This window comes from Streptococcus sanguinis (assembly GCF_003943735.1).
GTDB classification, from domain to species: domain Bacteria; phylum Bacillota; class Bacilli; order Lactobacillales; family Streptococcaceae; genus Streptococcus; species Streptococcus sanguinis_E.
Window position 1 is genome coordinate 1 of sequence record NZ_RJMV01000002.1, and the last position, 20,616, is coordinate 20,616.

At 45.1% G+C, this 20,616-nt stretch carries 17 protein-coding genes, 15 tRNA genes and 1 rRNA gene; all 33 read left to right on the plus strand.

The window, feature by feature from the left end; genetic code table 11:
* The first annotated feature begins 145 nt into the window (after positions 1-145).
* Positions 146-261, plus strand: a 5S ribosomal RNA gene (gene rrf / locus D8877_RS02355).
* A gap of 3 nt (positions 262-264) precedes the next feature.
* A tRNA-Val gene (locus D8877_RS02360) sits at positions 265-337 on the plus strand.
* A 5-nt stretch (positions 338-342) separates the two neighbouring features.
* Positions 343-415: transfer RNA gene (locus D8877_RS02365), tRNA-Asp, on the plus strand.
* Between the two features lie 32 nt (positions 416-447).
* Positions 448-520 (plus strand) — tRNA-Lys (locus D8877_RS02370).
* Between the two features lie 5 nt (positions 521-525).
* A tRNA-Leu gene (locus D8877_RS02375) sits at positions 526-607 on the plus strand.
* A gap of 16 nt (positions 608-623) precedes the next feature.
* Positions 624-696: transfer RNA gene (locus D8877_RS02380), tRNA-Thr, on the plus strand.
* Positions 697-710: 14 nt separating this feature from the next.
* Positions 711-782, plus strand: a tRNA-Gly gene (locus D8877_RS02385).
* A gap of 7 nt (positions 783-789) precedes the next feature.
* Positions 790-875, plus strand: a tRNA-Leu gene (locus D8877_RS02390).
* A 31-nt stretch (positions 876-906) separates the two neighbouring features.
* Positions 907-980: transfer RNA gene (locus D8877_RS02395), tRNA-Arg, on the plus strand.
* A gap of 68 nt (positions 981-1,048) precedes the next feature.
* Positions 1,049-1,122 (plus strand) — tRNA-Ile (locus tag D8877_RS02400).
* Between the two features lie 12 nt (positions 1,123-1,134).
* Positions 1,135-1,224 (plus strand) — tRNA-Ser (locus D8877_RS02405).
* A gap of 19 nt (positions 1,225-1,243) precedes the next feature.
* Positions 1,244-1,317 (plus strand) — tRNA-Met (locus D8877_RS02410).
* Positions 1,318-1,322: 5 nt separating this feature from the next.
* Positions 1,323-1,395, plus strand: a tRNA-Phe gene (locus tag D8877_RS02415).
* A gap of 20 nt (positions 1,396-1,415) precedes the next feature.
* Positions 1,416-1,486: transfer RNA gene (locus tag D8877_RS02420), tRNA-Gly, on the plus strand.
* 33 nt (positions 1,487-1,519) lie between these two features.
* A tRNA-Ile gene (locus D8877_RS02425) sits at positions 1,520-1,593 on the plus strand.
* A 9-nt stretch (positions 1,594-1,602) separates the two neighbouring features.
* A tRNA-Ser gene (locus D8877_RS02430) sits at positions 1,603-1,690 on the plus strand.
* A 72-nt stretch (positions 1,691-1,762) separates the two neighbouring features.
* Positions 1,763-2,578, plus strand: coding sequence for a rod shape-determining protein MreC (gene mreC / locus D8877_RS02435; RefSeq protein ID WP_125341746.1), 816 nt, complete (start codon positions 1,763-1,765; stop codon positions 2,576-2,578).
* A gap of 1 nt (position 2,579) precedes the next feature.
* On the plus strand, positions 2,580-3,080 hold the full coding sequence (gene mreD / locus D8877_RS02440) for a rod shape-determining protein MreD (protein ID WP_125341745.1): 501 nt from the start codon (positions 2,580-2,582) through the stop codon (positions 3,078-3,080).
* 96 nt (positions 3,081-3,176) lie between these two features.
* Positions 3,177-4,391, plus strand: coding sequence for a peptidoglycan hydrolase PcsB (gene pcsB, locus D8877_RS02445; protein WP_048773600.1), 1,215 nt, complete (start codon positions 3,177-3,179; stop codon positions 4,389-4,391).
* Positions 4,392-4,515: 124 nt separating this feature from the next.
* Positions 4,516-5,481 (plus strand): ribose-phosphate diphosphokinase, encoded by a 966-nt coding sequence (locus tag D8877_RS02450; RefSeq protein WP_002894321.1) that lies wholly within the window; start codon positions 4,516-4,518, stop codon positions 5,479-5,481.
* Positions 5,482-5,794: 313 nt separating this feature from the next.
* Entirely contained in the window at positions 5,795-6,364 is a 570-nt protein-coding gene (locus D8877_RS02455; protein WP_011836284.1) for an LPKTxAVK-anchored surface protein, read from the plus strand.
* Between the two features lie 94 nt (positions 6,365-6,458).
* Positions 6,459-7,301 (plus strand): class B sortase, LPKTxAVK-specific, encoded by an 843-nt coding sequence (gene srtB / locus D8877_RS02460; protein WP_125341744.1) that lies wholly within the window; start codon positions 6,459-6,461, stop codon positions 7,299-7,301.
* A 179-nt stretch (positions 7,302-7,480) separates the two neighbouring features.
* Positions 7,481-8,653 (plus strand): pyridoxal phosphate-dependent aminotransferase, encoded by a 1,173-nt coding sequence (locus D8877_RS02465; RefSeq protein ID WP_125341743.1) that lies wholly within the window; start codon positions 7,481-7,483, stop codon positions 8,651-8,653.
* Positions 8,646-9,419 (plus strand): DNA repair protein RecO, encoded by a 774-nt coding sequence (gene recO / locus D8877_RS02470; protein ID WP_002907645.1) that lies wholly within the window; start codon positions 8,646-8,648, stop codon positions 9,417-9,419. Before D8877_RS02465 ends, recO begins: the two co-directional genes overlap by 8 nt.
* Positions 9,420-9,424: 5 nt before the next feature.
* Positions 9,425-10,423: a phosphate acyltransferase PlsX gene (gene plsX / locus D8877_RS02475; protein ID WP_002922797.1), complete on the plus strand. Its 999-nt coding sequence runs from the start codon at positions 9,425-9,427 to the stop codon at positions 10,421-10,423.
* A 2-nt stretch (positions 10,424-10,425) separates the two neighbouring features.
* Positions 10,426-10,674, plus strand: coding sequence for an acyl carrier protein (locus tag D8877_RS02480; RefSeq protein ID WP_002898839.1), 249 nt, complete (start codon positions 10,426-10,428; stop codon positions 10,672-10,674).
* A 153-nt stretch (positions 10,675-10,827) separates the two neighbouring features.
* Positions 10,828-11,535, plus strand: a complete 708-nt coding sequence (gene purC, locus D8877_RS02485) for a phosphoribosylaminoimidazolesuccinocarboxamide synthase (protein WP_125341742.1) — start codon at positions 10,828-10,830, stop codon at positions 11,533-11,535.
* Positions 11,536-11,554: 19 nt separating this feature from the next.
* Positions 11,555-15,289, plus strand: coding sequence for a phosphoribosylformylglycinamidine synthase (locus D8877_RS02490; RefSeq protein ID WP_125352346.1), 3,735 nt, complete (start codon positions 11,555-11,557; stop codon positions 15,287-15,289).
* Positions 15,290-15,387: 98 nt separating this feature from the next.
* Complete coding sequence (gene purF, locus D8877_RS02495) at positions 15,388-16,827, plus strand: amidophosphoribosyltransferase (protein ID WP_125341740.1); 1,440 nt, start codon at positions 15,388-15,390, stop codon at positions 16,825-16,827.
* A gap of 59 nt (positions 16,828-16,886) precedes the next feature.
* A complete protein-coding gene (purM, locus tag D8877_RS02500) occupies positions 16,887-17,909 on the plus strand; it encodes a phosphoribosylformylglycinamidine cyclo-ligase (RefSeq protein WP_125341739.1) in 1,023 nt (340 codons plus the stop codon).
* Positions 17,906-18,457: a phosphoribosylglycinamide formyltransferase gene (gene purN, locus D8877_RS02505; protein ID WP_125341738.1), complete on the plus strand. Its 552-nt coding sequence runs from the start codon at positions 17,906-17,908 to the stop codon at positions 18,455-18,457. Before purM ends, purN begins: the two co-directional genes overlap by 4 nt.
* Positions 18,458-18,501: 44 nt before the next feature.
* The gene (locus tag D8877_RS02510; RefSeq protein ID WP_125341737.1) at positions 18,502-18,966 is read left to right on the plus strand and encodes a GNAT family N-acetyltransferase; all 465 of its coding nucleotides are present in this window, start codon (positions 18,502-18,504) and stop codon (positions 18,964-18,966) included.
* 1 nt (position 18,967) lies between these two features.
* Positions 18,968-20,515, plus strand: a complete 1,548-nt coding sequence (purH, locus tag D8877_RS02515; RefSeq protein ID WP_125341736.1) for a bifunctional phosphoribosylaminoimidazolecarboxamide formyltransferase/IMP cyclohydrolase — start codon at positions 18,968-18,970, stop codon at positions 20,513-20,515.
* Positions 20,516-20,616: the final 101 nt, after the last annotated feature.

A 20,616-nucleotide genomic window follows, 5' to 3' on the forward strand; every position in this document is an offset into this window, starting at 1 on the left:
TAATACTAATCGCTCGAGGACTTATCCTAGAATAAGAGCTTCATCAGAGTGCAGCGAATGGTTTAGAGAAATGTGAGATTTGATATTGTATTCAATTTTGAGTTGACAAGGCTTGTCTGAGAGGACAGGAACGTTAATTCAATAGTTAAGTGACGATAGCCTAGGAGATACACCTGTACCCATGCCGAACACAGCAGTTAAGCCCTAGAACGCCGGAAGTAGTTGGGGGTTGCCCCCTGTGAGATATGGTAGTCGCTTAGCGAAGGGAGTTTAGCTCAGCTGGGAGAGCATCTGCCTTACAAGCAGAGGGTCAGCGGTTCGATCCCGTTAACTCCCATATTAGGTCCCGTAGTGTAGCGGTTATCACGTCGCCCTGTCACGGCGAAGATCGCGGGTTCGATTCCCGTCGGGACCGTTGAAGTCGAGAAGATTTCAATAAAAGTAAGAGACTCGTTAGCTCAGTTGGTAGAGCATTTGACTTTTAATCAAAGGGTCACTGGTTCGAGCCCAGTACGGGTCATAAGAGCGGGTTTGGCGGAATTGGCAGACGCACCAGATTTAGGATCTGGCGCTTTAGGGCGTGGGGGTTCAAGTCCCTTAACCCGCATATAAGATAATAATGAGCCGGCTTAGCTCAGTTGGTAGAGCATCTGATTTGTAATCAGAGGGTCGCGTGTTCAAGTCATGTAGCCGGCATTTTTGAATAGGATGCGAACGTAGTTCAGTGGTAGAACATCACCTTGCCAAGGTGGGGGTCGCGGGTTCGAATCCCGTCGTTCGCTTGAGGCGGCCGGGGTGGCGGAACTGGCAGACGCACAGGACTTAAAATCCTGCGATTGGTAACGATCGTACCGGTTCGATTCCGGTCCTCGGCATAGACTTGTAAGAGGCAGTAGAAGAAGATGAGCACCCTTAGCTCAACTGGATAGAGTACCTGACTACGAATCAGGCGGTTAGAGGTTCGACTCCTCTAGGGTGCATTAAAGCGTCCGGTTCATACCCGGGAGGTCGGGGGTTCGATCCCCTTCGCCGCTATAATGATCTTGTCGGACCTTTAGCTCAGCTGGTTAGAGCTCTCGGCTCATAACCGAGTGGTCGTAGGTTCAAGTCCTACAAGGTCCATAGTGTTATCTTGGAGGATTACCCAAGTCCGGCTGAAGGGAACGGTCTTGAAAACCGTCAGGCGTGTAAAAGCGTGCGTGGGTTCGAATCCCACATCCTCCTTAGGGACGAATAGTAATGACGCGGGATGGAGCAGCTAGGTAGCTCGTCGGGCTCATAACCCGAAGGTCGTAGGTTCAAATCCTGCTCCCGCAATAATTGGCTCGGTAGCTCAGTTGGTAGAGCAATGGATTGAAGCTCCATGTGTCGGCGGTTCGATTCCGTCTCGCGCCATACATTATCATAGTGGTGATGCGGGTGTAGTTTAGTGGTAAAACTACAGCCTTCCAAGCTGTTGTCGCGAGTTCGATTCTCGTCACCCGCTTTGAACGAAAGTTCATACCAAGTTTTCAAACTTGGGCGCGTAGCTCAGGTGGTTAGAGCGCACGCCTGATAAGCGTGAGGTCGGTGGTTCGAGTCCACTCGTGCCCATAAAATATTGGAGAATTACTCAAGAGGCTGAAGAGGACGGTTTGCTAAATCGTTAGGTCGGGTAACCGGCGCGGGGGTTCGAATCCCCCATTCTCCGTATAATGAGGAGTTTAGCATTTGCTATCTCCTTTTCTTATACTTTCTCGTCCTGTTTAGTGAGGTTTTTCTGATGAATCGATTTAAAAAGTCTAAGTTTCTGCTTTCTTTTTTTGTATTAGTTGTTGCAATGACGATACTTATCTTATCTACCTCTTCTAGTTGGTTTGTATCAACTACTTCAAATATTATTTCATTGGTAGATAGACTTGTTGGTTCTCCTTTTGCTTTTGTAGCTGATAAAAAAGAAGAAATGTCAGATTTGATGTCTACTTATAGAGAGAATCAGCAGCTCAAGAAAAATTTTTATAAGGTTGAGGAAAAGGCTGGGAAGGCAGATTCCTTAGAAGATGAAAATGAGCAGTTGCGAAAACTTCTGGAGTTTAAAGAGACTGATAAAAATCAAGTTCAAATTGCCAGCGAAGTGATTGCCCGTACGCCAGCATCCTGGAAAAACGAGCTGACCATTGACAAAGGGACATCTGATAATGTGACAGATGCTATGTTGGTAGTAGCTAATGGTGGTCTAGTAGGAAGCGTTTCTGAAACCAGTAGTCAGTCTAGCTTAGTTTCTTTATTGACTAACGAGGAAAACTCAACTAAAATTTCTGTTAGGATTCAAACGAAGTCTGGTCCAGTTTATGGGATTATTACTGGTTATGATGAAAAAAACTCTGCTTATATCATCAGTCAGTTAAATAGTGCTGAAGATATAAAAGAGGGAGATGAGGTGGCAACCAGTGGCTTGGGTGCTTATAATGCAGAAAATATTCCTGTCGGTAAGGTGCTTTCTGTATCTGAGGCTAAGGATCAGTTAAACAAGGTTGTCCTGGTTAAGCCGGCTGCTGATTTGTCGGATATCCGTGCTGTAATGTTGGTAGGGAACTGATATGAGAGATATTAAAGAACATCTTTTGACTCCTATTATTTTATTTTTTGTTTTATTGATCGATGGGCAGATTTCGACTTTTCTGGCTAATATTCTGCCTTTGCAATGGCACCTAGTCAGTCATTTTATCTTTATTTTCATGCTTTTTGTTTCCATCAACCTCTCTAAAAACTATAATATTCTCTTATTTTGCTGTCTGGGGCTGATTTACGATGTTTATTATTTTCATACCATCGGTATTGCTCTTATTCTTTTTCCTTTTTTAAGTCTCTTGGTTTGTCAGTCTAGTTCGACTATGCTTTTAAATAAATTTACTCGCTTTTTATCTGTTCTGATTCTTGTATTTTTATTTGAATTAACCAGTTTTGCTTTTGCAGCATTTTTGAATCTTTCTAGTCTGAATTTGCAGGATTTTGTCCTTAGCAGTTTAGTACCGACTATCCTTCTCAATGGCCTGATATTCCTCATTTTTCAGCCTATTTTCGAAAAAATGTATTTATGATAAACAAGAAATAAAAATGTAATAAAGGCGTAACATATGATACAGCATTTTCTGGTATACTAGTTAATGTCTTATAAGAAGGAGTGTATTATTTTTATGAAGAAAAAACTACTCACATCAATTTTATTGAGTACGGTTATCCTTTCACAAGGAGCTGCACTTGTGAGCGTTAAAGCGGAGACAACTGATGAAAAGATTGCTGCACAAGACAGCAAGATTAATAGTTTGACAGAGCAACAACAATCAGCTCAGGCACAAGTTAACGAGATTCAAGGACAAGTATCTGCTATTCAAAAGCAACAAGAAGAGCTTAAAGCAGAAAATGAAAAATTGTCTGCTGAATCTGCAAAACTTTCTGCAGAGATTGACGAACTGTCTAAAAATATTGTAGCTCGTAATGAGTCACTTGCAAATCAAGCTCGCAGTACCCAAACAAATGGAACTGCTACTAGCTACATCAATACAGTTGTAAATTCTAGCTCTATCACAGAAGCTATTTCTCGTGTAGCAGCTATGAGCGAAATTGTTTCAGCAAATAATAAAATGCTGGAACAACAAAAGAAAGATAAAGAAGTAATTGCTGAAAAGCAAGTTGCGAATAATGAAGCTATCAATACTGTAATTGCTAACCAAGAGAAGTTAGCTGATGATGAGCAAACTTTGGCAACAAAACAAGCTGAACTGAAAGCAGCTCAGGCAAGTCTTGCAGCTGAAAAAGCGACTGCTGAAAACGAAAAGAATTCTCTTCTTGAAGAAAAAGCAGCAGCTGAAAAAGCAGCAGCTGAAGCGGCAGCTCGTGAAGCAGCTTATAAAGCAGAGCAAGAATCAAAACGTCAAGCAATTGAAGCTTCAGGAAATACTACCCTGCAAGCTCAGGTTCAAGCAGTTGTTAATTCAGCTCCAGCAGCTGAAGCAGCGGCTCCAGCAGCACCTGCAGTAACTCAATCTGTTGCCCGTGCGAATAGACCAGTTTATAGCTCATCTGCATCTTCTTATCCAGTAGGTCAATGTACTTGGGGTGCTAAGACATTAGCTCCTTGGGCTGGTGATTACTGGGGTAATGGTGGACAATGGTCTGCAAGTGCAGCAGCAGCAGGCTTCCGTGTTGGTTCACAGCCAGAAGTTGGAGCAATTGCATGTTGGACTGACGGTGGATACGGACACGTTGCAGTAGTAACAGCTGTTCAATCTACTACAAGTATCCAAGTATCAGAAGCAAACTACCTTGGACAACAATCAATCGGTAACTACCGTGGATGGTTTAATCCAACAACTGCACAAGGTACAGTTTCATATATCTATCCGAACTAATCAGTAAAAAGCGCCTCTGGCGTTTTTTATTTTTAATTGAAAAATCAACTGAAAAAAGTTACAATGGTAGTTGGGAAAAGTTGTAATTGGACAATGAAAGACGATTTAGAATCTGGAGGGAATCATGTCTTTTTCTGATTTAAAACTCTTTGCTCTTTCTTCTAATCAAGAATTAGCGCAGCGTGTTGCTCAAGAGATTGGATTGCCACTTGGGAAATCAACTGTTCGTCAGTTCTCTGATGGAGAGATTCAAGTGAATATTGAAGAATCTATTCGCGGGAAACACGTCTTTATTTTGCAGTCTACCAGCTCGCCAGTCAATGATAATTTGATGGAAATCTTGATTATGGTAGATGCTTTGAAACGGGCTAGCGCTGAATCCATTAATGTTGTCATGCCTTACTATGGCTATGCTCGGCAGGATCGCAAGGCTAGAGCTCGTGAGCCAATTACATCTAAATTAGTTGCTAATATGTTGGAAATTGCTGGTGTGGATCGGATGCTGACTATTGACTTGCACGCAGCGCAAATCCAGGGCTTCTTTGATATTCCAGTGGATCACTTGATGGGTGCACCTTTGATTGCTGATTACTTTGAGCGACGTAATATGACAGGGGGCGACTACGTGGTAGTCAGTCCTGACCATGGTGGTGTGAGTCGAGCCCGTAAGTTAGCAGAGTTTCTGAAAACCCCGATTGCCATTATTGATAAGCGCCGCAGTGTAGACAAGATGAATAGCAGTGAAGTCATGAACATCATTGGTAAGGTGGAAGGAAAAACTTGTATCCTAATTGATGATATGATTGATACAGCGGGAACTATCTGCCATGCGGCTGATGCTCTCGCTGAGGCGGGGGCTGTAGAAGTCTATGCTAGCTGTACGCATCCAGTCTTATCTGGTCCTGCTATGGATAATATTCAAAAATCAGCGATTAAAAAATTGGTTGTGCTGGATACGATTTATCTGCCTCAAGAGCGCTTAATTGATAAGATTGAGCAGATTTCAATTGCGCATCTTTTAGGGGAAGCCATTGTCCGTATTCATGAAAAACGTCCGCTGTCACCCTTGTTTGAAATAGGTAAAAAATAATCTGAGATATATGGCTGGGATACTTGATTCCTGGCCTCTTTTTTATTTTATTTCTACTATCTTTTTTAAAAAAGTCCAACATTTGCTTTGAAAGAAAACTCAAATTACTTGATGTTTCAAATATAAATAAATGACCATTTAAATAGTTGGTAAATTGACAATTTGTCTCATCCCTTGGTATTATTTGGTTTTAAAAATTTTTATGTAGTAAAATTCTTGACTTTTTTAAGAGTTCGAACTATACTTAGTAGTAGGTAATATTAGGTAACGGGGAGTTACAATTATTTTTGAAAAGTAACGAGGAGATGAGATAATGAAAAAGGTTTTGCTTTCAAGTGCTGTGGCCCTTTCACTTTTCGCGGCTGCTGCACCAGTATTTGCTGAGGGTACAGCCAGTCTTTGGGTTAATGACATTGATAATAATGAAGTTCCCCAAGGCAGTACGGACTCAGAATCTAATAAAGTTATGGATGAACTGCAGGCCTATAGAGATGCACAATCAGCTCTGGATCAGCAAGTTGCTGAAGCTAAGAAAGCTCCGGTTGGTAAAAGTGCTGTGATGGAGGATCAAGCTGGTAACAAAGTTCTTGTTATTGGTGAGGGAGAGTCGGCTAATGCGGATCAGCCTTCAGTGGCACCATCTACTACAGATCCATCTACACCGGCTTATTCGGCAGCACCTTACTCCACAGCCTCTTCATCAGTTCCGACTTTTCCAGCACCGTCTCAATCTTCGGCGGCGTCCTCTTCAGCAGTAGGTAAAAAGAAGGCTAAAAAATCAGAAAATAAAGCAAAAAAAGCTCCGGAAGCAAAAGAAGAAAACAAGGAAAATGAGGAAAATTCTGAAGAAAAGTCACTTCCTAAGACAAGTGCAGTCAAATAATTTTGTCTTTAATTTGTGCTAACGCCTAAATATCACTGAGCCTTCGTTCGGTGATATTTTTTGTAAAAAATGAAAAATAAAGGATTTTTAGATTATGCAAGAAAAAGATAGGAGTCAAGCTTCGAATAAGAAACAGCTCTTTGTTGTTGGCATTTGCCTCCTGCTGATTGTTCTGGTTATTTTTTCTGTTTTTTATGCTTTCCGTTCATCAGCATCAGGCAGTAAGCTTCGAGTTTCGCATCCTAGCAGGATTGAGACGTCAAGCTCATCTGCATCTTCAAGTCAGACAGAAAAGGATTATTTAGCAGAGCGTTTTGCTAAACTGAAGTCTGTGAATTCAGAAACGATAGGCTATGTCTATGCTCCTGGTACACAGTTGGATGAGCCAGTGGTGCAAACGAAAGATAATGAGACTTATCTGCTGAAGACTTTTGAAGGAAAGCAAGAGCCCTATATGGGAGCGGTCTTTATGGATAAGGACAATCATAAAGATTTCAGCGATCGTTTGACTTGGCTTTTCGGGCATGCTCGGGGCAGCAAGGCAGGAGATCATCGTATGTTTAATGACGTCAACTACTATGATCGTCAGGATTATTTTGACAAACATAGATATGTCGTGATTGAGACTCCTGAGCGTAAGTATTATTATCAAGCTATGGGACTGGTCATCGTGCCGGAAGAGACGGCTTTTTATCGGACGGAGTTTAAGGACGACGAGGACTTTACAACTCAGCTCAGAAATATCTATGAGGCTGCTCGTACTAAGGATCCTAAGATCCAGATTAAGGCGAGCGACCGGTATTTAGTTCTCTCAACCTGCCGTGAGGAAGATGACACGATTCGTTCTAATCTTTATTTGCGGCAGATTCCTGATTCAGAACTGCCAGATTTTCTGGCCAAGCATGGCAAGGAATTGACCTATACTCCGACTCGTTGATTGGCCTGTTACATGAGATGTGGCTATATCCATTATCTGCCAGAGAAGAATTTTAAGGAAAGGAAAAAAGGGACTGAGTGTAAGCTTAGTCCTTTTTCTGCATAAGAAATCATGTAATAGCTTTTGCTATGCTTCTGCATTTATAGTATAATAGTTCTATTGAGCGGCTGGAGGTATGTATGGATTTAAGTAAGAAATTTAATAAAAACTTAGGAAAAATAGAAATTTCGCTGATTCGTCAGTTCGACCAATCGATTTCTGCTATTCCGGGGGTTCTTCGGTTGACCTTAGGAGAGCCGGACTTTACAACGCCGGATCATATCAAAGAAGCGGCCAAGGCAGCGATTGATGCTAATCAAAGCCACTACACTGGCATGAGTGGTCTCTTGGAGCTGCGTCAGGCGGCTAGCAGCTTTGTAAAAGAAAAGTACAATCTGAACTATCGCCCAGAAGATGAGGTCTTGGTCACTATTGGCGCAACAGAGGCCTTGTCGGCTACACTGACAGCCATTCTAGAAGAAGGAGACAAGGTCTTGCTGCCAGCTCCTGCTTATCCAGGCTATGAGCCCATTGTCAATCTAGTGGGGGCGGAGATTGTCGAGATTGATACAACAGCCAATAACTTTGTCCTTACTCCAGAGATGCTGGAAGCGGCTATTTTAGAACAGGAGGAGCAGCTAAAAGCGGTCATTCTTAATTATCCAGCCAATCCGACCGGTGTGACTTATTCGCGGGAGCAGATAAAAGCTCTGGCGGATGTCCTAGGAAAATACCAAGTCTTTGTGGTCTGCGATGAGGTCTATTCTGAGCTGACCTATACGGAGCAGGGACATGTCTCCATTGCGGAGTATCTGCCAGACCAAACCATTGTCATTAACGGCCTGTCTAAGTCTCATGCTATGACTGGCTGGCGGTTGGGCTTTATCTTTGCTCCAGCAGTTTTCACTGCTCAGCTGATTAAGAGTCATCAGTATCTCGTAACAGCGGCCAATACCATGGCTCAGTTTGCCGGAATTGAAGCCCTGAAAGTTGGGAAAGATGATGCGGAACCAATGAAGGCTGAGTATATCCAGCGTCGCGATTATATCATAGAGAAAATGGCAGAGCTAGGCTTTAAGATTATCAAACCAGATGGGGCCTTTTATATTTTTGCTAAGATACCAGATTGTTATAATCAAGAATCTTTCGCCTTTCTGCAGGATTTTGCAGAGAAGAAGGCTGTGGCTTTTATCCCGGGAGCGGCTTTTGGTCAATACGGGGAAGGTTATATTCGGCTGTCCTATGCGGCTAGTATGGAGACGATTCGAGAAGCCCTGAAACGCCTCAAGGACTACATGGAGGACTATGCTTAAATCTCTAACAAGTCAAGGTCTGGTTCTCTATAACCGCAATTTCCGTGAGGATGATAAGCTGGTCAAGATCTTTACGGAACAGGCTGGCAAGCGTATGTTTTTCGTCAAGCATGCTGGGAAATCTAAGCTAGCACCCGTCATTCAGCCTTTGACTGCGGCGAACTTACTGATGAAAATCAATGATGATGGTCTTAGCTATATCGAGGATTATCAGGATGTAGTCACCTACCATCGCATCAATGAGGACTTATTCATCATGGCCTATGCCAGCTATGTGGCAGCCTTGGCAGATGCCAGTCTTCAGGACAATCAGCCGGATCCGGCGCTCTTTGCTTTTCTGCAGAAAACTCTGGAGCTGATGAATAATGGTCTGGATTATGAGGTGCTGACCAATATCTTTGAGATTCAGATTTTGTCACGTTTTGGGGTTTCGCTGAACTTCCATGACTGTGCCTTTTGTCATCGAACGGGTCTGCCTTTTGACTTTTCTTTCAAATATAGCGGAGTCCTTTGCCCTGATCATTACCATCAGGATGAACGGCGTTGTCATCTGAATCCTAATCTTCCTTTTCTGCTGGACCAATTTCAGGCGGTCCGCTTTAGCGAATTGGAGACCATTTCTTTGAAGCCAGATATTAAAAAGCAGCTACGGGATTTTATCAATCTGCTCTATGATGAATATGTCGGCATCCATCTCAAATCCAAAAAATTTATAGATTCTCTAGGTGACTGGGGAAACATTTTAAAAGATAAGAACGAGGAATAAATCGAATGAAAAAAATAGCTGTTGATGCTATGGGAGGGGACAATGCCCCTCAGGCTCTAGTCGAAGGAGTCAATCAAGCAGTACAGGAGTTTTCGGATATTGAAATTCTCCTTTATGGCGATGAGGCGAAAATCAAGCCTTATCTGACTGCTGGTGAGCGGGTCCGCATCATCCACACGGAGGAGAAGATTGACTCGGACGACGAGCCGACCAAGGCCATCCGTCAGAAGAAAGAGGCTAGTATGGTGCTGGCAGCTAAGGCTGTGAAGGCAGGGGAAGCAGATGCTATGCTGTCTGCTGGAAATACTGGAGCACTTTTGGCAGCCGGCTTCTTTATCGTAGGGCGTATCAAGAACATTGACCGACCGGGTCTTCTATCTACTATGCCAACGGTTGGCGGTCAGGGATTTGATATGCTGGATCTGGGAGCCAATGCTGAAAACACAGCCCATCATTTACACCAGTATGCGACTTTGGGTTCTTTCTATGCTGAAAATGTCCGAGGAATCAAGAAGCCGCGGGTAGGTCTCTTGAATAACGGAACGGAAAGCAGTAAGGGCGATCCTCTACGCAAGGAAGCCTATGAGCTTTTAGCTGGGGATTCAACACTTAACTTTATCGGCAATGTAGAAGCGCGTGATTTGATGGATGATGTGGCGGATGTTGTCGTTGCAGATGGCTTTACTGGTAATGCAGTTCTGAAATCAATCGAAGGAACTGCTATCAGTATCATGGGTCAGCTGAAGAAGTCTATTTTAGGCGGTGGTTTCAAAGCTAAATTGGGAGCTTGGTTGCTCAAGGATAGCCTGCGAGGGCTCAAAAATAGTCTAGACTATTCTAGTGCAGGCGGTGCAGTTCTATTCGGCTTGAAAGCGCCTGTTGTCAAAACGCATGGCTCTAGCGATGCTAAGGCTGTTTATAGCACGATTCGTCAGATTCGCACCATGCTGGAAACAGATGTTGTTGGTAAATCGGTCATTGAATTTTCAGATGCAAAGGAGTAACTATGAGCGAAAAAGAAATTTATGCAAAAATTGTCGAAATCATTCAAGAACATGACAGCAGTAAGCTGCATGTCACTCCAGAGTTGAATTTGAAAGAAGAACTGGGAGTGGACTCTGTGGATTTGATGGAGTTTATCATCAATCTGGAAGAAGCTTTTGATATTGAGATTCCTGATGAGGATATGGATAACTTCAAAACAATTTCCGATGTGGTGGCTTATATCCACGAAAAACTGAAGAAGCAACATTAAAAATCAAAGATCGGTATCTTCCGGTCTTTTTTCGTATCTTGGGAAGGAAACGATTTCTTTAACTGGATACAGAAAGTTTATACGGAATTTCTTGTAAAATGTATTCAAAGATGATAAAATGAGGGTATAAAACCACGAAAGGCGAATATTAAAATGTCTAATAAGTTATTATATTCGGGAAAAGCTAAGGATATTTTCTCTACAGATGATGAGCAAGTCATTCTGGCACGCTACAAGGACCAGGCAACGGCTTTTAATGGAGTCAAGAAGGAGCAGATTGCTGGTAAAGGAGTGCTCAACAACCAGATTTCATCTTTTATTTTTGAGAAACTCAATGCAGCTGGTGTGGCGACGCATTTCATTAAGAAGGTTTCGGATACGGACCAGTTAAATAAAAAAGTAGAGATTATTCCTTTGGAAGTGGTGCTGCGCAACTACACAGCGGGTACTTTTTCCAAACGTTTTGGAGTAGAAGAGGGCATCGCGCTTGAAACGCCGATTGTGGAATTTTACTACAAAAATGACGATTTGGATGATCCTTTCATCAATGACGAACATGTGAAATTCTTGAAGATTGCCAACGACGAAGAAATTACCTTTTTGAAAGAGGAGACTCGTCGGATCAATGAGCTCTTGTCAGACTGGTTCCGCCAAATCGGACTGAAATTGATTGATTTCAAGTTAGAGTTCGGCTTTGATAAAGATGGCAAGATTATTCTGGCGGACGAATTTTCACCAGATAACTGCCGCCTCTGGGATGCGGAAGGCCATCACATGGACAAGGACGTTTTCCGACGTGGCCTTGGTGAACTGACAGATGTCTATCAGGTTGTTTGGGAAAAATTGCAGGCGATTAAGTAAGGACAGGGTGTGAAAAATCATGGACAAGCGTATTTTTGTAGAGAAGAAGAGTAACTTCGGTGTCAAGTCGCAGAGCTTGGTGAGAGAGCTGACGCACAATCTTCAGTTGAAAACATTGTCAGATCTTCGGATGATTCAAGTTTATGATGTCTTTCATCTGGCAGAAGATTTAGTCGCTCGGGCTGAAAAGCATATTTTCTCTGAGCAAGTGACAGATAGATTGCTGACGGAGGAGGAAGTAGAGGCTGCACTTGCAGAGACAGCGTTTTTTGCCATCGAAGCGCTGCCGGGTCAGTTTGACCAGCGGGCAGCCAGCTCTCAAGAGGCCCTCTTTTTGCTCGGCGCTGGGACAGATGTTCTGGTGAGAACCGCTCAGCTTTATTTGGTCAATAAAGACATCTCAGACAGCGAGTTGGCAGCAATCAAGAAATACTTGCTGAATCCGGTTGATTCACGCTTTAAAGATATTGAGCAGCCTATCCAGCTGGAGCAATTCTCAGAGTCAGATAAGACCATTCCGGTTCTGGATTTCTTTAAGGACTATACGGAAGCGGACTTTAAGGCCTACAAGCAGGAGCATGGTCTGGCTATGGAAGTGGCAGATTTGCTCTTTATTCAGGACTATTTCAAATCGATTGGCCGTTTCCCGACGGAGACAGAGCTTAAGGTTTTAGATACTTACTGGTCCGACCACTGTCGACATACGACCTTTGAGACGGAGTTGAAGAAGATTGATTTTTCGGCTTCTAAATTTGAAAAGCAGCTCCAGGCCACTTATGATAAATACTTGGCTATGCGCGATGAGCTGGGACGTGGTGACAAACCGCAGACTCTCATGGATATGGCGACTATTTTTGGTCGCTATGAAAGAGCCAATGGCCGTCTAGATGATATGGAAGTGTCTGATGAGATCAATGCCTGCTCAGTAGAGATTGAAGTGGATGTGGATGGTGTCAAGGAGCCTTGGTTGCTGATGTTTAAAAATGAAACCCATAACCATCCAACAGAAATTGAGCCCTTTGGTGGAGCTGCGACCTGTATCGGTGGAGCCATTCGTGATCCGCTTTCTGGCCGTTCTTATGTTTATCAGGCTATGCGGATTTCAGGTGCGGGCGATATTACCCAACCAATTTCTGAAACGCGGGCTGGCAAGCTCCCTCAGCAGGTCATTTCAAAAACTGCAGCGCATGGCTATTCTTCTTACGGGAATCAAATTGGTCTAGCAACGACCTATGTCCGTGAGTATTTCCATCCAGGCTTTGTTGCCAAGAGGATGGAGCTGGGTGCGGTTGTAGGTGCGGCTCCTAAGGAAAACGTCGTCCGTGAAAAACCAGTAGCAGGTGATGTGGTTATCTTGCTGGGAGGCAAGACGGGTCGTGATGGTGTCGGCGGTGCCACTGGCTCATCCAAGGTGCAGACAGCTGCGTCTGTGGAGACGGCTGGTGCGGAAGTCCAAAAAGGAAATGCTATTGAGGAGCGCAAGATTCAGCGCCTTTTCCGCGATGGCAATGTAACTCGCCTCATTAAGAAATCCAATGACTTTGGAGCTGGCGGTGTTTGCGTAGCTATTGGCGAATTGGCAGACGGGCTGGAAATTGACCTTGACAAGGTACCGCTCAAATACCAAGGACTTAACGGTACAGAAATCGCGATTTCTGAATCGCAGGAGCGCATGGCAGTAGTGGTACGCCCAGAAGATGTGGAGCAATTTATCGCTGCGGCAGTTAAGGAAAATCTACTGGCAGTCGTGGTTGCAAAAGTGACAGAAAAGCCGAATCTGGTTATGCGCTGGAACGGGGAAACTATCGTGGATATTGAGCGGAGTTTTCTAGATACCAATGGTGTGCGTGTGGTTGTGGATGCCAAGGTTGTGGATGCCCAAGCAGCACTGCCAGGGCAGACTGTGACTTCTGAAGCAACTTTGGAGCAGGACCTCAAGAGCATGCTCAGCGACCTCAACCATACCAGTCAAAAGGGGCTGCAGACTATCTTTGACAGCTCTGTTGGCCGCTCTACTGTCAATCATCCAATTGGCGGGCGCTACCAGATTACGCCGACTGAGGCTTCTGTGCAGAAATTACCAGTTGAGCATGGCAAGACAGAGACAGTATCTGTGATGGCGCAGGGCTACAATCCTTATGTGGCAGCTTGGTCGCCTTATCATGGAGCAGCTTATGCGGTGATTGAAGCGACAGCTCGCTTGGTTGCTGCTGGTTCAGACTGGTCCAAGGCTCGCTTTTCTTATCAGGAGTACTTTGAGCGGATGGACAAGCAGGCTGAGCGTTTTGGACAGCCGGTCTCTGCTCTGCTTGGTTCGATTGAAGCTCAGATTCAGCTAGGTTTGCCGTCTATTGGTGGCAAGGATTCCATGAGCGGAACTTTTGAAGAATTGACCGTACCACCAACCTTAGTAGCTTTTGGCGTGACTACTTCAACTGCTGGGCGCATCCTGTCTCCAGAGTTTAAGGCAACAGGAGAGTCCATCTACTATCTGCCAGGACAGGTCCTGTCTCAGGATATTGACTTTGACTTAATCAAGAATAACTTTGAAAATTTTGCGGCCATTCAGGATAAGTATGAGATTACAGCAGCCGCCGCTGTCAAATACGGCGGTCTGGCAGAGAGTCTGGCCTTGATGAGCTTTGGTAATCGTATTGGTGCTCAAGTGGATGTTGCTGACTTGTCTTCCGTTTTGCAAGCGCAGCTAGGCGGATTTGTCTTTACCAGTCCGGAGCAGGATATTCCAGACGCAGTGAAGATTGGTCAGACCAAGCCAGACTTTACACTGATTGTTAATGGTGTCCAGCTTGAGGGAGCAGAGCTTTTGGCAAGCTTTGAAGGCCGACTAGATCCTATCTACCCGACAGAATTTAAACAGGAAACAGTTATTGAAGAAGTGCCAGCTCTTGTCTCTGATACAGTTATCAAAGCCAAAGAGACAGTAGCGGAGCCGCTGGTTTATATTCCAGTCTTCCCTGGAACCAACTCAGAATATGACTCAGCCAAAGCCTTTGAAGCAACTGGAGCTAAAGTCAATCTAGTTCCATTCGTTACTTTGGATGAAGCAGCTATTGTTCAGTCCGTTGACAGCATGGTTGACAATATTGACAAGGCCAATATCATCTTCTTTGCAGGCGGCTTCTCTGCTGCAGATGAGCCAGATGGGTCAGCTAAGTTTATTGTCAACATCCTTCTCAACGAGAAGGTTAAGAAAGCCATTGATGCTTTTATCGCTCGCGGCGGTCTCATCATTGGTATCTGTAATGGCTTCCAGGCTCTGGTTAAATCCGGTCTTCTTCCTTACGGAAACTTTGAAGAAGCAGGGGCTAGCAGTCCAACTCTCTTTTACAATGATGCCAACCAGCACGTGGCCAAGATGGTTGAAACCCGCATTGTCAATACCAACTCGCCTTGGCTGGCTGGTGTGCAAGTGGGAGATATCCATGCCATTCCGGTTTCTCATGGTGAAGGGAAATTTGTTGTGACGGCTGAGGAGTTTGCTGAGCTGCGCGATAATGGTCAGATTTGGAGTCAGTACGTAGACTTTGACGGTCAGCCGAGCATGGACAGCAAGTATAATCCAAACGGCTCTCTCTACGCTATCGAAGGAATTATGAGCAAGAACGGCCAAATCATCGGGAAGATGGGTCACTCAGAACGTTATGAAGACGGCCTTTTCCAAAATATTCCAGGTCAGAAAGACCAGAAATTGTTTGAAAGCGCCGTTCGTTATTTCCAAGCGAGTCACGAATAAAGTTGGCTTGCAAGAGCAAGCAAGCAAAAAAGGAGTCTGCTTGGCCTGTTAGGCCAGGTTTTCTCCCTTTTACAAGATAAAAGAATTTAGGTAAAACAATGACATACGAAGTAAAGTCACTGAATGAAGAGTGCGGTATTTTTGGAATCTGGGGCCATCCACAGGCGGCTCAGGTCACCTATTTCGGACTCCATAGTCTGCAGCACCGCGGTCAGGAAGGAGCAGGCCTCCTGTCAAACGACCATGGGAAGCTCAAACGCCACCGCGATTTGGGATTGGTTGCAGAGGTTTTTAAAAACCCAGCAGACTTGGATAATCTTACAGGAGAAGCAGCTATCGGCCATGTCCGCTATGCGACGTCTGGCGGGGCCTCCATCAATAATGTCCAGCCTTTCTTCTTCAGTTTCTATGATATGCAGATGGGCTTGGCGCATAATGGCAATCTGACCAATGCCCATTCACTGAGACGGGAGTTGGAAAAGAAGGGTTCTATCTTTGCCAGCTCGTCTGATACGGAAATTCTCATGCACTTGATTCGCCATAGTAAGCAGGAAAATTTCTTGGACAAGCTCAAGGAATCCTTGAGACGAGTTCAGGGCGGCTTTGCCTATCTCATCATGAGAGAGGACAAGCTCTACGCTGCGCTGGATCCTAACGGCTTTCGTCCTTTGTCCATCGGCCGTATGAAAAATGGGGCCTGGGTCGTTTCCAGTGAAACCTGTGCTTTTGAAGTGGTGGGTGCCGAATGGGTGCGTGACCTTGAGCCAGGGGAAATCGTGATTATTGATGATGAAGGCGTGACCTACGACAGCTATACGACAGACACCCGGCTGGCTATTTGCTCAATGGAATATGTCTATTTTGCTCGGCCGGACAGCGTCATTCATGGGGTCAATGTCCATGCAGCCCGCAAGCGGATGGGCCGCAGGCTGGCTCAGGAATTCCAGCATGAGGCAGATATCGTTGTCGGCGTGCCTAATTCTTCCCTGTCAGCGGCCTCTGGCTTTTCCGAAGAGTCTGGTCTGCCAAATGAAATGGGCCTGATTAAAAATCAATACATCCAACGGACTTTTATCCAACCAACGCAGGAGTTGCGAGAGCAAGGAGTTCGCATGAAATTATCCGCTGTTTCCAGTATTGTCAAGGGCAAGCGCGTGGTCATGGTGGATGACTCTATCGTACGGGGAACAACCAGCCGACGTATCGTCCAGCTCCTACGAGATGCAGGTGCAGCTGAAGTCCATGTGGCTATCGGCAGTCCAGAACTTAAATATCCATGTTTCTATGGCATTGATATCCAGAATCGTCGTGAGCTCATCTCGGCCAATCATACGGTTGATGAGGTCTGTGAGATTATCGGAGCTGATAGTCTGACTTATCTGTCGCTGGAAGGCCTCATTGAATCCGTCGGTATTGAGACGGACGCTCCGAATGGCGGCCTCTGTGTGGCTTACTTTGACGGTCAGTACCCAACTCCGCTCTATGACTATGAAGAGCGCTATTTGGAAAGCCTGAAGGAGAAGACGAGTTTTTATTAAAACGAGGTCAGCGGTAGTTGTCGCAATCTTTTTCAAAAATAAGAGTAAGGAAGAAAATTATGACAAATAAAAATGCATACGCTCAATCCGGTGTGGATGTTGAAGCAGGTTATGAAGTTGTTGAGCGAATCAAAAAGCATGTAGCACGTACAGAGCGGGCTGGCGTCATGGGAGCACTGGGTGGCTTTGGCGGCATGTTTGACCTGTCTCAGACTGGGGTCAAGGAGCCGGTGCTGATTTCTGGTACGGATGGGGTCGGAACCAAGCTCATGCTGGCCATTCAGTATGACAAGCACGATACCATTGGACAGGACTGTGTGGCTATGTGTGTCAATGACATCATCGCTGCAGGGGCTGAGCCCCTTTACTTCCTGGACTATATTGCTACTGGGAAAAATGAACCAGCAAAGCTGGAGCAAGTTGTTGCTGGTGTAGCTGAAGGCTGCGTTCAGTCTGGGGCTGCCTTGATTGGCGGTGAAACCGCTGAAATGCCTGGCATGTACGGTGAAGATGATTATGACCTAGCTGGTTTTGCTGTCGGAGTTGCTGAAAAGTCAGAGATTATTGACGGCTCTAAAGTCGCAGAGGGCGATGTCCTTCTGGGGCTGGCTTCCAGCGGTATCCACTCAAATGGTTACTCACTCGTTCGCCGTGTCTTTGCAGACTACACTGGTGAAGAAGTCTTACCAGAATTGGAAGGCAAGAAACTTAAGGAAGTACTGCTTGAGCCGACTCGTATCTATGTCAAGGCTTTGCTGCCGCTGATTAAGGAAAAGCTGGTTCATGGAATTGCCCATATTACTGGTGGCGGTTTTATCGAAAATGTGCCCCGCATGTTTGCCGATGACTTGGCTGCTGAGATTGAAGAAGACAAGATTCCAGTCTTGCCGATTTTTAAGGCCTTAGAAAAATATGGTCACATCAAGCACCAAGAAATGTTTGAAATCTTTAATATGGGGTTAGGGATGATTTTGGCCGTAGCTCCTGAAAATGTGGATCGTGTCAAAGAACTTCTTGACGAGCCTGTTTATGAAGTCGGCCGGATTGTCAAAAAAGAAAATGAAAGTGTCCTTATCAAATGAAAAAAATAGCGGTTTTTGCCTCTGGTAACGGCTCAAACTTTCAGGTGATTGCGGAACAATTTCCAGTTGAGTTTGTCTTTTCAGACCATCGCGATGCCTATGTGCTCGAGCGGGCGGATAAGCTAGGTGTCAAAAGCTATGCCTTTGAGCTTAGAGAGTTTGACAGTAAAGCAGCTTACGAGCAAGCTATTGTAGATCTGCTAGAAGAGCACCAGATTGACTTGGTTTGCCTAGCGGGCTATATGAAGATTGTCGGTCCGACCTTGCTTAGTGCTTATGAGGGACGTATCATCAATATCCATCCAGCCTACCTGCCAGAATTTCCAGGAGCTCATGGCATTGAGGATGCTTGGAATGCTGGCGTGGACCAGTCTGGCGTGACCATTCACTGGGTGGACTCGGGTGTGGACACTGGCAAGATTATCCAGCAAGTGCGCGTGCCGTGTTTAGCTGAAGACACGCTGGAAAGCTTTGAAGAACGTATTCATGCCGCCGAGTATCAGCTTTATCCTCAAGTGCTGGAAAGTTTAGAGGTGGGGAGAAGGTAAGAAGTAAATCAAGTTTTGATTGTGCGATATTGCTAGGAGAAAAAATGATTGAGCTGAAATTAGTAGATGAGAGCAGTTTTCAGGCAGTGCTGGATTTGAAAATATCAGAAGCTGATGAACAAGCACGTTTCGTAGCTCCAAATGTGCGCTCTTTAGCTGACGCATGGCTCTACCGGAAAAATGAAGATGTGTTTCCGATGGCAATCTATTGGGATGAGCAAGTGGTTGGCTTTCTCCTGCTGGAAATAGACAAGGATGAAGCGGAATACTTTATCTGGCGGATAATGATTGGTCAGCAGTACCAAGGAAGAGGCTATGGTCGAAAATCCTTGGAAGTTCTGATCAAAAAGGCTCAGATGGATAGAGCTTGCAGTCATATTATCGCAGATTATGTGGTTGGAAATGAAAAAATGAAGCACCTGCTAACTAGTCTGGGTTTTCAGGAAACAGGATTTATAGAAGAAAATAACGAAGTTGCTATGCGCTTGGACCTAAAGAAAGAGGAATAGAATGACGAAAAAAGCCTTAATCAGTGTCTCAGATAAGACAGGCATTGTAGAATTTGCGAAAGAGCTGAAAGCTCTGGGCTGGGATATTATCTCAACCGGTGGGACCAAGGTTGCCCTTGATAGTGCTGGAGTGGGCACCATTGCCATTGATGATGTGACTGGTTTCCCAGAGATGATGGACGGTCGTGTCAAGACCCTTCATCCAAATATACACGGCGGACTTTTGGCTCGTCGTGACTTGGACAGCCACTTGGAAGCGGCTAAAGATAATAAGATTGAATTGATTGACCTTGTGGTGGTCAATCTCTATCCTTTCAAGGAAACCATTCTCAAACCAGATGTGACTTACGCTGATGCAGTCGAAAACATCGATATCGGTGGCCCCTCTATGCTTCGTTCAGCAGCGAAAAACCATGCTAGCGTGACAGTTGTGGTGGACCCAGTGGATTATGCTGTGGTTTTGGAAGAATTGGCACAGGTTGGCCAAACGACCTATGAAACGCGGCAACGCTTAGCAGCCAAGGTTTTCCGTCACACAGCTGCTTATGATGCTTTGATTGCGGACTATTTCACGGCTCAAGTGGGCGAAAGCAAGCCTGAAAAGCTGACCTTGACCTATGAACTCAAGCAGCCCATGCGCTACGGGGAAAATCCCCAGCAGGATGCGGATTTCTATCAGACTGCTTTACCACTGGACTATTCCATCGCTTCCGCCAAGCAGTTGAATGGGAAAGAGTTGTCCTTCAATAACATTCGTGATGCGGATGCGGCAATTCGGATTATTCGAGATTTTAAGGATCGGCCAACTGTTGTGGCGCTAAAACATATGAATCCTTGTGGCATTGGTCAAGCGGATGATATCGAGACAGCTTGGGACTATGCCTATGAGTCTGATCCGGTTTCTATTTTTGGTGGGATTGTCGTCCTCAACCGTCAGGTGGATGCTGCGACAGCTGAGAAGATGCACGGTATTTTTCTGGAAATCATCATCGCACCGAGCTACACGTCAGAAGCGCTAGCTATTTTGACCAATAAAAAGAAAAATCTACGTATTTTGGAGTTGGATTTTGATGCGCAGGCAGCTTCTGGAGCCGAGAAGGAAGTGACCGGTGTTCTGGGTGGTCTCCTCGTGCAAAATCAAGATGTTATCGAGGAAAATCCAGCTGATTGGCAGGTCGTGACCAAGCGCCAGCCGACCGAGCAGGAGCGTGTGGCTTTGGAATTTGCTTGGAAGTCCGTCAAATATGTCAAATCCAATGGTATCATCATCACCAATGACCGTCAGGTGCTGGGAGTCGGTCCCGGTCAGACTAACCGTGTGGCTTCTGTCAAGATTGCTATTGAGCAAGCCAAAGTTCGCCTTGACGGTGCTGCTCTGGCTTCTGACGCCTTCTTCCCTTTTGCGGACAATATTGAAGAAATCGCAGCCGCTGGTATCAAAGCTATCATCCAGCCTGGTGGATCCGTTCGTGATGAGGAATCTATTGTCGCAGCTGACAAGCATGGATTGACTATGATTTTCACCGGCGTACGGCATTTTAGGCATTGAGAAATATAAAAAATCCTCGGCTCGACCGAGGATTTTTGAGTAGACTTATACTCAATGAAATTTATGAACAAACTAAGCAGGAGCAGTCTGCTTAAAGCACT